Genomic DNA, 15,737 nt, shown 5'->3' on the forward strand with positions numbered 1-15,737 from the left:
ATTATATATGGATAAGATGACTAAGATCGATATTATAACTAGAAGTTCTAAGTTTGAAGAATTAAAAGAAGCTCTTCATGATATTGGTATTACAGGTATGACTGTAACACAAGTTTTAGGCTGTGGTATGCAAAAGGGAATTACCGAGACATATAGAGGTATACCCCTTACTATAAATCTTCTTCCAAAGGTAAAGGTGGAGATGGTAGTATGTGAAGTGCCTGTTGATATGGTTATTGCAACGGCAAAAAAGGTTTTGAAAACAGGACAGATCGGGGACGGAAAGATATTTTTATATCCTGTTGAGAACGTGATAAAGATTAGAACGGGTGAAGAGGGTGTTAGGGCACTCTAGGTAATAAAAAGTAAATTTAAATTAGGTGGGTTTATTTTAAGAGCTTAAGTCTTTGTAATTATAAGGCTTAAGCTTAATATATTTATTATGTATGATAATTATGAAGTTTGCTGATTAGAGCCATTAACTCTATACTGGCTAGGGGTATACCCAGTGAATTTCCTGAATATCTGACTAAAATATCTAGGATTCTCATAGCCTACCATAATGGATATATCGTTTATTTTCAAATTAGTGGATATTAAGTATTTACAAGCATTCTCAATTCTTTTGGATATTAAATATTCTGTGAAGCCAACTTTCATGGAGGATTTGAATAGTTTGCTGAAATATGTAGGTTCAAAGTGATATTGGAATGCTATATCCACTAGACTTATATCCTCGTTGTAATGTTCATTTATATAGGTTTCTATATTTTCCTTCATCTCTGTTATATCTGTGGATTTATCATTGGTTATAGCTTCTACAATCTTATTACAAATATTTATATTGCACTCTTGGAATTGTGTGAAACTAATTATTTTATATGTATTTTCTATATTAAGGTATGGAGTTATCTTGTCTAGGCTTAGTATTTGTATCTTGATAAGAGCTTCTTTTATGGATACAATTAGATTTAGGTGTAATTTGTGTAAATCCCGTAGGGTAATATTGTTATTTCTTGAAACCATATTAATGATTTTGGAGAAGTTATTTTTAATCTCAGATATATTTTTACTTATTATGGCTCTAGACAATATTTTAATTTCTTCATTACATATATTTATATCTTTTTTGGTCTTGTCTATATTGTTGAATAAGCAATATAATACTGGTAAGTTGACTGTATTATGATATAGTGCTTCTGTAGCTTGGTTATAAGCAGTATTGAGATTAGTTAATTGGGTAAAAGGTAGACTTATTCCAGCTATTAACTTTATGTCCATATTATTATTTATATATGAGCTAAATGTATTTAAGGCATCTTTTATTGAAGTATAATCGGATGAATGAAATAGTATACATATTCTCGTTCTATCATCAGTTTTAAATACATATCCAGAGACATTATTGTTAAGGTATTTTTGTAACATTATTTCAACATCGTGTATTAGCAGTTCTATATTTCCATAATAATTATCTTTAGCAGCTTTGTATAGATTTTTGAAGGCGCATAGGATTAAGCTGTAAGAATTAAAAGTCATAGGTATATCTAATCTTTTGGATTCTAATTCAATATCTTTTATATTTACTATTCTAGAAGATACTAGATTCTGAAAGAACATTTCTCTATTTATTCTATTATTGGATTGAATAAGTTCTTTATTGGTTGTTATTTGTTTTTCTTCTTCAATCAGTGAAATCACTTTTTTTAATGTAAAACTTAGATCTTCAATGGTTATAGGTTTTAATAGGTAATCAACAGCATTGATTGATATTGCTTTTTTCATGTAATCATATTCGGAATAACCACTTACAACTATTATTTTGATATATTTATAATTGGAATATATTTTATCCATTAACAGGATGCCATCTGATTCAGGCATTTTCATGTCAGTAATGATTATTTCTGGATTATAAGTGTCTATAAGGGATAATGCTTCTTTTGCGTTTTTAGCTTCGCATACTACGTTTAGAGGTAATAAAGTATCTTTTATCATCTTTGTCAAAGACTTTCTAATCCATATTTCATCGTCTACCAGCATTATTCTATACATGAGTAACCTCCTTATTGTATGGCATAGTCATAATAATCTTAAGTCCTGTATTTTTGTTATGTATATTTATGCCATATTGTTTACCATAAAAGATTTTAAGTCTGGTGTTTACATTTCTAAGCCCAATACTTGATCTTCCAGTAAGACCTGAGCTGGTTTCCATGGGTTCTCTATCAATGGATCTTTTGATTCTACATAATTTGGTGTCTTCTATACCAGGACCGTTGTCTTCAATTATTATTGAAAGTGTATTATTATGTTGTTCAATATTGATGGAGATGATTTCTTTATCTATTGGATGTTTCTCTATTCCATGTACTATGGCATTTTCAACAATAGGTTGTAATATAAAACGGGGTACTAAACAGCTTTTGAATTCTTCGTCTATATCTATATTTATTTCTATAGTGTTATCAAATCTTATTTGTTGAATATAAAGATAGTTGCTTATGTGAAAAAGTTCATCTTTGATAGTTGTTTCTTTGGGTTCGCTCTGGATGCTGTATCTAAATATATCACTTAATGCTTTACACATGGTACTTATTTCATAATCATTATTAAGAATTGCTTTTCCGCTGATTGTCTGTAATGTATTATATAAGAAATGAGGATTTATCTGGGATTGTAAAACCATTAGCTGGGCTTCCCTGTTTTTGACTTCAAGTTGGTACTGAAACTGAATCATTTCTTTTATTTTCAGAGTCATATAGTTGAAACTTTTATTTAATATAGCTATTTCATCTTCTCTTTGGGTTTCTGGGATTTTAATATTAAAGTTACCTTTTTCAACCTTTTTCATAGTATTACATAAGTTTTTAATTGGCTTGGTAATTTTTAGAGCAAAGAATGATGAAGCAACTGAACTGAGAATAATAGCTGTTATGACTACAAGTATAGTGGTTAACATAGCCATGGTTTTGTTCTTTTTTAACTCATTCATTATTGTAATATTTATAAGTTTCAAATCTGATTGTTCTAAAAGATTATTATAATTGATAAGCTGATTATCATTGTGTTGAAGAGAGTAGCCTTTTTCGTTAATGGAATATAAGCTTATTATATTGTCATCAACATTTTTACCAAGCTGTTCCCTGTTGGGATGATAAATTATCTCATTATATTTATTAACTACGAAAAAAGTATTATCCTGAAGATTATACCTTTCCCAATCAAATTTATTATAGTCTATAAAATAAAGTATTGTACCCAATTTTTCATGGGTGAATAGATCGTATATATTTTTTTTGTACACCATTAATTGTTTATCTATTTCTGTAGCGCTATAGGAAGAAAATAATGAATCATCATTATTATTATAAACGTATTTCTCTATAATAGGGTCCAGGTGAATTTTTGTATATATATTATTTCGATTCCATGTTTCAACAATGGTTTTATTCTCTGATAGGATTACTGTTTTAACTATACTTTTCCTTTGGTTCTGTATAAATGTGAAGTAGTTCATTAGAGATTGTCTTTGATTATATTTTTGATTAATATTATCCGAATAGCCATCTTTGATAATCTTAAGTTTTACAGATTCTGTTTCATTATAGAGTTCTACGGCAGTATATTGAAGTTTCTTGAAATAAATATTAAGATAGTCAGATATATATTTGGTGAATTGGCTATTGGAATCAACTGTAGACTTTATTAGGGAATTCTTATATGAGGTATAGAATAAAACACTTATAGCAAGTATGGATACTACTGAAATTGTTAGAGTGACTATTGCAATTTTTGTCTTAATGTTGAGTTTGAACATTAAATCACTTCCCCTAATGATTTCTGGATTCATATTAGTTATTATAGGTTATAGAAGTTTGTTTGTAAATATAGAAATAAGTACAAGAAAATCTCCACAAAAAACTGAACATTTCTAACACAATATATTTTATTATTAAAATTATGGTTTTGTATTATAATATAATTGTCTTGCAAGGCAGAATTCTATAGTGAAGTATTAATATATAAAAAATATGATATATGTATCTTAATAGAATAATCTAAGCATGTAAAAATAGGAGGGTGTTAGTATTATGAAAAAGAAGATTTTAGTTCTAATATTAATTATTATGGTTATGGTTACATCTTGTATCGGGTGTGGTAAAAAAAATGATGAATCAGTTACATCCCAAAAAGGTGATACAACTTCTAATAAAGAAGAACAACCAAAAGTAACTTTGAAAATGACTCATTTCAAAGCAGAAGCAACAGAAGGGATTAATAAAATAATAGAAGTTTTTAACGAAGAGTACCCTAATATTGAAATAAATGTAGACTTATTGGAATGGGGTAATTACGATACTATATTAAAAACAAAATTCGCAAGTAATGAAATAATCGATATCATTTGTCTAAAAGAAGGAGACCTTCTTAATAAATATGGAAAAGCAGGTTATCTGGCAGATCTTACAGATAAAACTTTTATGGATAATATTCAAGATGTGGCTGTAAAAGCTAGTGCCACTGATGGTAAGAATTATGCTGTACCTGTTGACAATAGTCCTATAGCTGTATTTTATAATAAAAAGATTTTTAAAGATAAAGGATTTGAGATTCCAAAAACATACAGTGAGTTAATGAGTATAGCAAAACAGTTGAAAGAAGAAGGAACTGCTGGTTTTGCTCTTGGATATAAGGATGAATGGCCTCTATCAATGTTCCAATCAAGAGCAGCTGTTGACGTGTTATATCTACAAGGACAGCCAGAATGGGGTAAAAATTATTTAGATGGTAAAACAACATTTGCAGATACTCCTGAGTGGAAAACAGTTATTGCACAGTGTAAAGATTTCTATACATATGGAAATGATGATCCATTGGGAGTTGATTATAATAAAGCTCTTGATATGTTTGCAGCAGGAGATGCAGCAATGATATTCCAAGGATTATGGATATTACCTGAAATAGAAAAAAGGAATCCTGAATTCTTTAATAATGATTTAGGTATCTTCCCTTATCCAGCAACAGAAGATCCTAGTGATGTTAAACTTGAGGCGACAGGTGATTTTGTCATAGCTGCTGGAGCTGAATCAACTCATCTTGATGAAGCAATGAAATTCCTTGAGTTCATGACAACTAAGGAAGCTGCTAAGATATGGACAGATAATATCAAGACCATTAGTGCTGTAAAAGATTCAAGTCTAAGTTTTGCACCATGTCTTGCTGATATAGAACCTTATTTCAATAATGGTCAAATATATGATGCACAGCCTTATCTTTCTCAACTATCAGGAAATTGGGATGGACAGATTACCAAGTATATAATCGAATATCTTATAGATCGTAAAACTGTTGATGAAGTATTAGAGGCTCAAGACAAATTTATGCAGAGAACATTAAATAATTAGAAAAATAATTAGTTGAACATAAAAGAAGGGGGTACACAAGATATATTATAATTGAGGTAGCCCCTTCTATTCATACAGGTGGTGATATAATGGGAACATCCAAAAAAAGTAGCAGACAACGTTGGTTTTTCATATTTATTCTTCCTTCACTATTTCTATTTACAATATCTATTATAATACCTGTGATTCAAGGTTTTATACTTACATTAACGAATTGGGATGGTATTCAGAAGAGTTATGATTTTGTAGGGTTCAAAAATTATATAACTCTTTTTCAGGATGAATTGTTTTATAATGCGTTACTCAATACTTTGAAATTCACTCTTGGAGTAGCGATATTTCAAAATGTATTTGGACTTTTGTTGGCTGTGTTATTGAACAAAAGTTCTAGGGTAAATAATTTTTTCAGAACCATTTTTTTTATGCCAGCAGTGCTAAGTGTTGTATTGGCTGGATTCATATGGACATATGTGTATAGTGATGGGATACCTGCATTATATGATATGCTTAACCTGAAGTTCACTTCTAGTCCACTAGGAAATCCTGACATGGCAATGATTGCATTAATAATTATACAATTGTGGTTATGTACCGGGACTACAATGGTTATTTATATAGCAGGACTCCAGAGTATACCTGAAGATATATATGAGAGTGCAAAAGTTGATGGAGCTAATCATCTACAATCATTTTTCAAGATTACTCTTCCTATGCTGGGACCAGCTATTACAATAAATTTTGTCCTTGTAGTAAAACAGGCTATGATGGTATTTGATCTGGTTTTTGTTACAACATCGGGAGGACCAGGACATTGTACAGATGTTCTTAGTACATATCTTTGGGAAACTACATTTACCAATAATCAAGCTGGCTATGGTTCTTCTATGTCTTTTATATTCTTATTGATATTGATTATTATGGCTATGCTACAACTGAAATTCTTTAGGAAAAGAGAGGTGGAGATGTAATATGGAAGGAAAAAGAATCCATCTATCTAAGATATTACCACGTATTATAACTATAATATTGGCGATAGTTACTATCTGGCCTTTTTATATAACTGTATTGATGGCTTTTAAGACGCCTAGGGAAACATTTCAGTCATTTTATGGCTTACCTAAAGTATTTAGATTAGATAATTTTATTAATGCATGGAAAATCACTAATTTCTCTTTAGCTTTCAAGAATAGTTTTATTGTTACTTCTGTTTCTCTTGTTTTTATTGTATTGGCTACTTCTATGGCAGGATATGCTATAGCAAGAAGTAACAAGAAATTCTATAATTTCATTTATGTATTGTTTGTATCAGGTATGATGGTGCCTTTTCAAGTTATTATGATACCTTTGTATAAGATGGGGAGAAAATTTGGATTGGTAAACAACAGATGGGGTATTATTCTTATATACATATGTTTAGGTGTACATTTAGCTGTATTTCTCTATACAGGATTTGTAAAAGGTATTCCAAAAGAGTTGGAAGAAGCGGCTACTATAGATGGTGCTTCTACACCTCAAATATTTTTTAAAGTTGTCTTTCCATTATTGAAACCTATTACCATGACTATTTTGGTACTTGATACTATGTGGATCTGGAATGATTTTTTCCTTCCATTATTATTCCTTCAGGATACTAAGATAAGAACATTACCATTAACGCAATTCTATTTCTATGGCAAATACAATACCCAGATGAATCTGGCATTTGCAGCGTTTATACTTGCTATGATTCCTATATTGATATTTTATTTTGCTATGCAGAAGTATATAGTGAAAGGCATTGTAGCTGGAGCTGTTAAAGGTTAAAATTGAATCGATGTTTTTAAAAAGTGATATCATTTTTATTAATATAATAAGGAGAAGGTATATTATGAAAAAGATTAGGAAGATAACATCAATAATTTGTGTTTTAACTGTAGTCTTAACATTAAGTGGGATAGTAATACCAGTGGAAGAGGTTCATGCTCAGGATGTATCAGTAGTAAAAATAGATCCTAACATACAATTTCAAACACTGGAAGGTTGGGGGATTAATCTTGCATGGTGGGGCAATACTATTGGAAATTGGCCAGAGGATAAGCGTGATGAGATAGGAGAGCTTCTTTTTGGTGATAATGGTTTGGATATGAATATTGTCCGTTTCAATATAGGAGCAGGAGATAATCCTACTCACGATCATATGAATTCAGGTTGTTTTCTTAATGCAGAGATGGAGGGTTATGAACCAGAAGAAGGGGTATGGAACTGGAATGGTGATGAAGGGCAGAGGGATATGCTTCAAATAGCTAAGAATAAAGGTGTCAATATATTTGAAGCTTTTGCTAATTCAGCACCATACTGGATGACAAAATCTGGTTGTACAGCAGGTAATGTCTTATCCCTACCTAATTTCAAACCAGAGTATACAGACGCATTTGCTGAGTATCTAGTTCAAGTAGTTAAACATGCCAGAGATTACTGGGGTATAGATTTTCGCTCATTGGAACCTTTTAATGAACCAGATGGGTTTTGGATGAAAGGACGTCCTCAAGAAGGTATGATAATATGGGATACACAAAATGATATATTGAAATCATTGCATGACAAGATTGAAGAAAATGGATTGGATACTCAATTAACAGCTATGGACGTATGGAGTATAGACAAATTAGATGACCATTATGATTATTATGAAGATATTACAAAAAGTTATCTTTCCCAATTGAATGTTCATTCATATAGTGGAGATAATAGAAGAGGCGTCAATGCTTTTGTGGAACAGGAAGGCAAACGACTATGGATGTCTGAGTTTGGCTGTGGTGACGGTAATGATCATAATAATATTGAGAATGGTACTAAACTTGCTGAAATAATCATTAATGATTTGAGAGAGATGAAACCAGATGCTTGGCTTTATTGGCAGCCAGTAGAAAATGAAGAAGATAGAGATGATGCATGGGGATTCATTCATGCTAATTATAAAGATACATCATATAAATATTGGATCAAAAAACAATATTATACATATGGTCAATTTTCCAAATTCATCAGAGCAGGCTATAAATTAATAGATATAGGCAGCAAGGATGCTATTGGAGCATATGATGAAGATAGTAAGAAGCTTGTTATATTGATGCTGAATAATACTGATAGTGATATTAATTATAATTATGATCTATCAAAATTCAATGAGATGGATGAGTATGCAGTTGTACATCGAACATCTTCACAGGAAAATCTAGCTCATATTGAAGATGCATTCATATCAAACAAACAATTGACAGCTATTGCAAAAGCTAAATCAATAACTACATATGTTGTATCAAATATAGATTACATACCATTGGGGCAAGTAAAAGAAGTAGATAATAATATTGTTGGAATAGATATCAATGAGTTCAATTATGTAGGAAACTGGAATAATGAAAACGGTAATCATATAAGTGATGTAAGAGATAGTTATGCAGAGTTTACTTTTGAAGGAACTGGAGTCAAGTTATATGGAAACAAGGGCAGAGATTATGGTATGGTAGGTGTTTCAGTAGATGATGGAGCAGAAATATGGATTGATCTATTCTCAGAAGTCAGCAAAGAGGATACTTATATATTCAGCAGTAAAAGGTTAGCGCCTGGGACACATAAGATTAAGGTTAGAGTAACAGGAGATAAAAACCCATTTTCACAGGGTTGTGGTGTAGGGATAAATTGTGCTAGGGGAATTGATTATAGAGGGGAACAAATAAATATCTCTAAAACAGATGATAGGGAGATAACAGATGTAAAACTTGGAATTGATTTCTATATTGATGGAAAGAAACATTATGATTATGAATATCTAGATACTTTTGATAATACAAAACAAACTTATCTAAAGGCTAATGGAGGAAATAATGCATTAACTCATTGGGCTGGAGATTTCTTGAAATTGAATTCAAGTAAAAACGGACCAGCTGTTATAGAAATAACCAATCTGGATGATAGAGACATTGAAAACGTAACTGTACATATTGATTTCAAGATTGATGGAACTTGGCATTATGATTATGAAGATATTAGTAATCTAGATGGTATCATCAATCTTACATTAGATGCTCATAATGGCAATTTCAATATTATAAAGAATAGATACGAAGGAGATTACTTAAAGTAAATAGTATTATGTAAACCAAAACAGGAATAAGGTTAGTTCCATAACATTTTATTGATTAAAGTGTTGATGAGCTAACCTTTTTTTACAATGGTTTTAATGCTTAAGCATATAAGGTTGAATCATTTTTAGTTGAATCAATGATACTTTAATTATAATTAGTTTCATTATGAGCCAAATACCTTGACAAGTATATTGTATTATGATATTTTGATTATATAAAGTTAAATATCTGACTATGAAATAAGTAGCTTATAGTTATAATTGATATATTCATAAATAATAGTTTCGTAGTGAAATAAAGGAGGGTGATATATTGAAGATAAATAATAAATCTATTGATGGAAATAGAAAGGTTCTCCTTAATTATATTAGAGAAAATGAACCTGTATCAAGAACTGATGTATGGAATAATACAGCATTATCTAAGCCAACAGTGACTAGGATAGTAGATGAACTGATTAAAAGTGACATTCTACTTGAAACAGGTGAAGCTGGAACTGATAATACGACAGTAGGTAGAAAACCCATTCTCTTGAAGGTGAATCCAAAAGCTTTTTACTGTATAGGTTTGGATATCACTAGAACCCTCATAAAAGGATCGCTTCTTGATATTAATAGAAATATAATTGCTAGAAAAGAAGAAAGCGTAAGATACATAAAAGAAGAAAAAGAACTCCTTGATAATGTAAAAACAGTAATAGAAAAATTGATTTCCCAATCTGGACTTGATGAAGATAAAATATTAGGAATTGGAATTGGTGTTCCATGTACTGTTGATTACAAGACAGGGATACTAATGGATTTCAACATAAATAAAGAACCAAGACAGATTAATCTTAAGGAGTACCTTGAGGAAATTTTCAAGTTGCCTGTTTATATTGATAATAACGCTAATATCTCTGTTCTAGGTGAATATTGGTATGGTTATGGCAAAGGATATAGAAACATCATTTACATCATGTGCAATCAAGGTGTAGGAAGTGGGATCATTGTTGAAGAAAACATACTAAGGGGTAAAAATAGTGTTGCAGGTGAGATAGGGCATCAAAAAATAGAACAAGATGGCAGACTCTGTACATGCGGTAAAAAAGGCTGTTTGGAGGCATATTGTGGTACAGAAGCCATAGAAACAGAAGTGGAAGATGAATTGGTTAGAGGTACGAAGAGTATAATAACAGATTATATCGGAGAAGATTATGACCAAATTACATTTGAATTAATAAACAAGTGTGCTTCTAATAATGATAAATTATGTAGCAATGTTTTGGATAAGGCTGAAAAAACACTAGGTCTTGGTGTATCTAATATAATCAATATACTTAATCCTGATATGGTTATTCTTTCAGGCGAGTTTTTTAGATACAGAGACAATATAACAGATAGAATTGAATTATATGCAAAAGATCAGCTGTTCAATTTGGTAGGTGAAGATACATTATTTGTACATAGACAAGATGCTGACATAGTAGATGGAGTTTCAGCTGGTACATTAGTTTATAAAGACATATTTTAAAGTAAAAAAATCACAAGGAGGCTTTACAATGAAGGATTATTACACAATTGGAGAAGACAAATTAGGGGAAAACAGTAAGATTCCATTGGAGATAATGGATACAGAGGACGATATGTATCATGATATGGCTTGGGCTATGTTTGATGCTATAAAAGAAAATAATGAAAAAGGTAAAAATACTGTATTTATATGTCCAGTAGGACCAGTAGGTCAGTATAAAAGGTTTGTTAGGATTGTAAATAAATATCGTCTGAATCTTAATAACCTATACATATTCAATATGGATGAATATCTTAATGATGACATGACCATGATTGATATGGACAATCCTCTTAGCTTTAAAGGTTTCATGTACAGAGAATTATATGGTAAGATTGATGAAGAGTTGAATGTACCTGAGGACCATAGATTCTTCCCTGAACCAGGAAAAGAAAAGGAAATCTATGAGAAGATTCAGGAGCTTGGTGGAGTTGATATATGTTTTGGTGGAGTAGGTATCAATGGACATGTTGCTTTTAATGAGCCACCAGAAGAAAGTGAAAATATAATAGATCAGGAATTTCGTAATATAGGTACTAGAATTCTTAAGATATCAAGGGAAACTAGAACCATTAATGCTGCCGGTGCATTAGGTGGAGCTATACAGTCATTGCCAAAATGGTGTATAACTATTGGTATGAAAGAGATTCTTAGTGCAAAAAAGATACGTTTGTATATGTTTAGAGATTGGCATAGAGCAGTTGTAAGACGAGCTATCTATGGTGATGTAACAGCTAAGTTCCCAGTTAGTTTCTTGCAGGAACATGATGATGCCAAGATAACTATTTCTAGATATGTAGCAAGGAAACCATATTAGTAATTGATAGATAGACCATATATGATAGAGGGTTATACAAATTCTTATAAAGGATTTATAACTTTAATATTATATATGGTTTTTTATATGACTACTAAAATGGCTTATTATAAGGATTTATTAAAAAACAATAGAAGATGTTAAAAAAATATATACATTCGTGTGTACAAACTATAAAATTTGTGATATAATCATTTTAACATAAGCAAAACCTTAGAATTTTATAAAAAATATACAAAAAATACATATGTAAAAATAAAAAATAGGATATATTGATGTATTGGTAAGTGGGGCGATTTATATGAGTGGTAAAAGAGTTACGAGAAAAGATGTAGCAGATAGAGCAGGAGTAACACCAACTATTGTTTCTTATGTTACTAATAATAATAGATATGTTAGTAAAGATAAAAGAGAAAGAGTTCTACAAGCAATAAAAGAGTTAGGTTATCACCCTAATACCGTTGCATTAGGATTGAAATGCAAAAAAAGCTATCATATAGCATTTATTTGTGATGATATAAGTAATGAACACTTTGCTAAGATTGTTATGGATATGGAAGACATAGCCAATGAAAGAGGCTATATAATCTCTTTTTGTAACACTAGAAGAGACGAACAATATATTAATAAGTTAATCAGCAGACAGTTTGATGGGGCTATAATAAGTACTGATATATTAGAAGGAGAATTAATCAATAAGTTTCCTGATATTGGTATTCCTACTATTTTGTTTGGAAATAGGATACACGAGAATATTTCAAAAGATATCACATTTGTTAATATAGATATTTATGGTGGAACTCTAAAAGCGATGGAGCATCTAGTTAAGGAAGGTCATACAAAAATTGCTTTTGTTGATTCAAGTCTGAAAGAGCAGGATACCATAGATTATAATGACCTAAGAGTAAAAGGTTATGCTGAGATTCATGAGAAGTATAACATGGTGCTTAACAAAGATTATATTATTCAAGGTGCAAATGGTTACAAGGATGTTTTTGAAAAAAGTTATAAGTTATTTCAATCTAAGGATAGACCTACTGCGATTTTGGTGAATGACGATATGCATGCTTATATTGTAATGAGTGCAGTCAAATCCCTTAATCTGCAAGTACCAGAAGATGTATCGATTATAGGATATAACGATACGACTATAGCAAAATATATGGTTCCTAGATTAACTACTGTTGAAATTCCAAGAAAAAAAATAAGCAGGGCAGCATTGGAATTATTAATTGATAAGATAGAAGGAAAAGTAGTAAAAGACATAGATATAGATACTGATCTAATTATAGGTAATACCACAAAATCTATGACACAGTAGAATTATATATTTTTTTGGGGTGTGTACATACGAGTGTATATATTATTTTACATAACAGATTCATTAGAAACAAAATAAATATTTTTACGCTTTCTTTGAAGTGGTGAGATATATTCAAGTAATATGTCTATCATTATAAATTTTAAAATTATAACTAAAAGGAGTGTTAATATGTCTAAAAAGTTTTTTAAAACAATGACTATGGGTATTTTGATTTTTGTTATGGTGTTTTCTTTAGCTGCATGTGGAAATAAAGATAATGATAAAGCTAAAGAGAGTGATAATGGGGGAAATGATTCAAGTTCTAATGAACAAGTAACTATTCAATTTGCAACATATGGCCTTTTAGAAAAAGCAACGGAGAAATTTTATACTAAAATGGCACAGGATTTTGAAGCAAAAACAGATGTAAAAGTAGAGTTTGTCAGTTATCCTTATGGGGATCTTAAGCAACAAATATTAATCAAAGCTAATTCAGGTGATGCTCCTGATGTTGTACACGGGGAGTCTTCTGCTTTCAGTTCATATCTTAATTCTGGATTCATTGAGCCTCTTGATGATTTATTAGGAGCAGAATATGTTAATGATATCTATGATGGTGTTAGAAAAGCAATGTCAGATGGTGGTAAATTATATGGGGCACCTTGGATATGTAGTACTTTTCTTTTAGTCTACAATAAAGATTTATTTGAACAAGCAGGGTTAGATCCTAATGCACCACCAAAAACATATGCAGAAATGATAAAATATGCTGAAAAAATATCAGAGCTTAAAGATAAAGATGGAAATAAGGTATTTGGTCTAGGTTCTTCAACGGCTTCTGTACCTGTCAGTGGTGAAAACGTATTAAGTACAATGTTGACTTTTGGAGGAAACATATATAACGATAAAGGTGAAGTGGAAGTTGATACAAAAGGTAATCTGGATGCTCTAAAATTCTATAAAGAAGTACAAGAAAAAGGTCTTAATCCTGAAGCTGCTAAATTAAAGGATCTAAGAAACTTAATGGCTATCGGTAGATTAGGAATGTATTTTGACCAAGTATGGGGAACAAGTGGTGTCGTAGGAATCAATCCAGAGATAAAAGACAGTCTTGCAGTAGCCATGATACCAGCAACAGATGCAACAGATGGAGCAAGTCTACTAGCTGCACATGAATTACATATAATGAAAGACTCAAAACATAAAAAAGAGGCTGCTGAATTTGTTAAGTATATCACTTCAAAAGAAGTTCTAGAAGAGTATTATAATACAACATTACCTTTTATAGTTGCTAGAAAATCAGTTAATGAATCACTTAACCTTAATGATAATTTCATTGATCCAGTCAAGGATAGTATGACACAAGTAATAGCACTTGCAAAACAACATTCTGACATGGAGAATGCATTACTTGAAATAACTTCCGCAGCACAAAGGGTTACTATTGGAAATGAAAGCCCTGAAGATGTTGTCAAGAAATTGGATGACAAGTTGAAGCAAGTTCTAAAATAGGAGAAGTGATGATTATGGGGCTATACAGCCCCATAAATTAACAGGTTATAAATATTCTAGCAAAGGAAGTGACTAATTGATATGAAAGCAGCAAGTGAGGGCAATAAAAAATCTACTCGTAGATTTTTTAAGAAATTGGGTAGGGAAAAACACGATCGTATATTCGCCATTATGTTATTGTTGCCTGCAATAATAGTAGTAGGCTTCACAACGTTTTTTCCTATAGCCAAATCAGTCATTATGAGTTTCTTTAATTATAAACTAAAAGCTAATGCAGATTATTATTGGAATGATTTTCTTAATTACAAGGAGTTATTCCAAGAAGGAGAAATATTCACTGCCATAGGAACAACTTTCAAATTCATGATAATTACAGTAGCTTTGATATTTGTTATAGGTTTAATATTATCCAATATACTTAATAAAGACGTTAAAGGTAGAGCAGTTCTGAGAAGTGTTGTGCTTTTACCTTGGATTATACCAACCATTGTTACAGGTCTATTATGGATGTGGATATTCCAGCCACAATATGGTGTACTTAATTATCTTTTGATGAAACTAAATATAATCTCTGACCCGATTAATTGGGTTGCTAGTATGAAATACGCTCTCTACAGTGTAGTCACTGCATCAGTATGGAGACAAATACCATTCATCACTATTATGTTATTGGCTGGTATGCAGGGAATACCTAGCGATTTATATGAAGCGGCTACTATAGATGGAGCTAATTCCAGACAATGTTTTTTCAAGGTGACTTTACCAATGTTAAGTAATGTAATTAAATCCACACTACTAATTTCTATAATCACCAACTTCAAGCAATTCCCATTGTTCTGGATAATGACAGGGGGAGGACCAGTTAATAAGACAACTACCCTTGCAATAATGACATACAAGAATTCCTTTGTAAATCTGAACTTCGGTAAAGGGGCAGCTGTTTCAACTATATGGTTGATAATTTTAATAGTTTTCTCGGCTGTTTATAACAAAGCCTTCAAAACAGCAAGAGATTAAGG

At 31.0% G+C, this 15,737-nt stretch carries 12 protein-coding genes; 10 read left to right on the forward strand and 2 right to left on the reverse strand.

Annotated features, from left to right (window positions below):
• Positions 1 to 7: 7 nt before the first annotated feature.
• Entirely contained in the window at positions 8 to 355 is a 348-nt protein-coding gene (locus tag HYG85_RS24765; RefSeq protein WP_212693483.1) for a P-II family nitrogen regulator, read from the forward strand.
• A 98-nt stretch (positions 356 to 453) separates the two neighbouring features.
• Here the strand turns inward: HYG85_RS24765 and HYG85_RS11015 are convergent, their stop codons facing one another.
• On the reverse strand, positions 454 to 2,055 hold the full coding sequence (locus HYG85_RS11015) for a response regulator transcription factor (protein WP_212693484.1): 1,602 nt from the start codon (positions 2,053 to 2,055) through the stop codon (positions 454 to 456).
• Complete coding sequence (locus HYG85_RS11020) at positions 2,048 to 3,820, reverse strand: sensor histidine kinase (protein ID WP_212693485.1); 1,773 nt, start codon at positions 3,818 to 3,820, stop codon at positions 2,048 to 2,050. The genes HYG85_RS11015 and HYG85_RS11020 overlap by 8 nt, the downstream gene beginning before the upstream one ends.
• 274 nt (positions 3,821 to 4,094) lie before the next feature.
• Here HYG85_RS11020 and HYG85_RS11025 point away from each other — a divergent pair, with 274 nt between their 5' ends.
• The 9 genes from HYG85_RS11025 to HYG85_RS11065 all read left to right on the forward strand — a co-directional run bounded on the left by HYG85_RS11025 (position 4,095) and on the right by HYG85_RS11065 (position 15,735).
• A complete protein-coding gene (locus HYG85_RS11025; RefSeq protein ID WP_212693486.1) occupies positions 4,095 to 5,408 on the forward strand; it encodes an ABC transporter substrate-binding protein in 1,314 nt (437 codons plus the stop codon).
• Between the two features lie 89 nt (positions 5,409 to 5,497).
• On the forward strand, positions 5,498 to 6,376 hold the full coding sequence (locus HYG85_RS11030; RefSeq protein ID WP_212693487.1) for a carbohydrate ABC transporter permease: 879 nt from the start codon (positions 5,498 to 5,500) through the stop codon (positions 6,374 to 6,376).
• Position 6,377: 1 nt separating this feature from the next.
• On the forward strand, positions 6,378 to 7,211 hold the full coding sequence (locus HYG85_RS11035) for a carbohydrate ABC transporter permease (protein WP_212693488.1): 834 nt from the start codon (positions 6,378 to 6,380) through the stop codon (positions 7,209 to 7,211).
• A 64-nt stretch (positions 7,212 to 7,275) separates the two neighbouring features.
• Positions 7,276 to 9,534, forward strand: coding sequence for a glycoside hydrolase (locus HYG85_RS11040; RefSeq protein WP_212693489.1), 2,259 nt, complete (start codon positions 7,276 to 7,278; stop codon positions 9,532 to 9,534).
• Positions 9,535 to 9,847: 313 nt separating this feature from the next.
• Positions 9,848 to 11,047, forward strand: a complete 1,200-nt coding sequence (locus HYG85_RS11045) for an ROK family transcriptional regulator (protein ID WP_212693490.1) — start codon at positions 9,848 to 9,850, stop codon at positions 11,045 to 11,047.
• Between the two features lie 28 nt (positions 11,048 to 11,075).
• Positions 11,076 to 11,903: a 6-phosphogluconolactonase gene (locus HYG85_RS11050; protein ID WP_212693491.1), complete on the forward strand. Its 828-nt coding sequence runs from the start codon at positions 11,076 to 11,078 to the stop codon at positions 11,901 to 11,903.
• 301 nt (positions 11,904 to 12,204) lie between these two features.
• Positions 12,205 to 13,224: a LacI family DNA-binding transcriptional regulator gene (locus HYG85_RS11055; RefSeq protein ID WP_212693492.1), complete on the forward strand. Its 1,020-nt coding sequence runs from the start codon at positions 12,205 to 12,207 to the stop codon at positions 13,222 to 13,224.
• Positions 13,225 to 13,395: 171 nt separating this feature from the next.
• Complete coding sequence (locus HYG85_RS11060; RefSeq protein WP_212693493.1) at positions 13,396 to 14,718, forward strand: ABC transporter substrate-binding protein; 1,323 nt, start codon at positions 13,396 to 13,398, stop codon at positions 14,716 to 14,718.
• Positions 14,719 to 14,799: 81 nt separating this feature from the next.
• Positions 14,800 to 15,735 carry a carbohydrate ABC transporter permease gene (locus HYG85_RS11065; protein WP_212693494.1) on the forward strand — a complete coding sequence of 312 codons (936 nt, stop codon included), beginning with the start codon at positions 14,800 to 14,802 and terminating at the stop codon, positions 15,733 to 15,735.
• The last annotated feature ends 2 nt before the right edge of the window (positions 15,736 to 15,737 follow it).

It is taken from the genome of Vallitalea guaymasensis (assembly GCF_018141425.1).
In the GTDB taxonomy this organism is placed as follows: Bacteria; Bacillota; Clostridia; order Lachnospirales; family Vallitaleaceae; genus Vallitalea; species Vallitalea guaymasensis.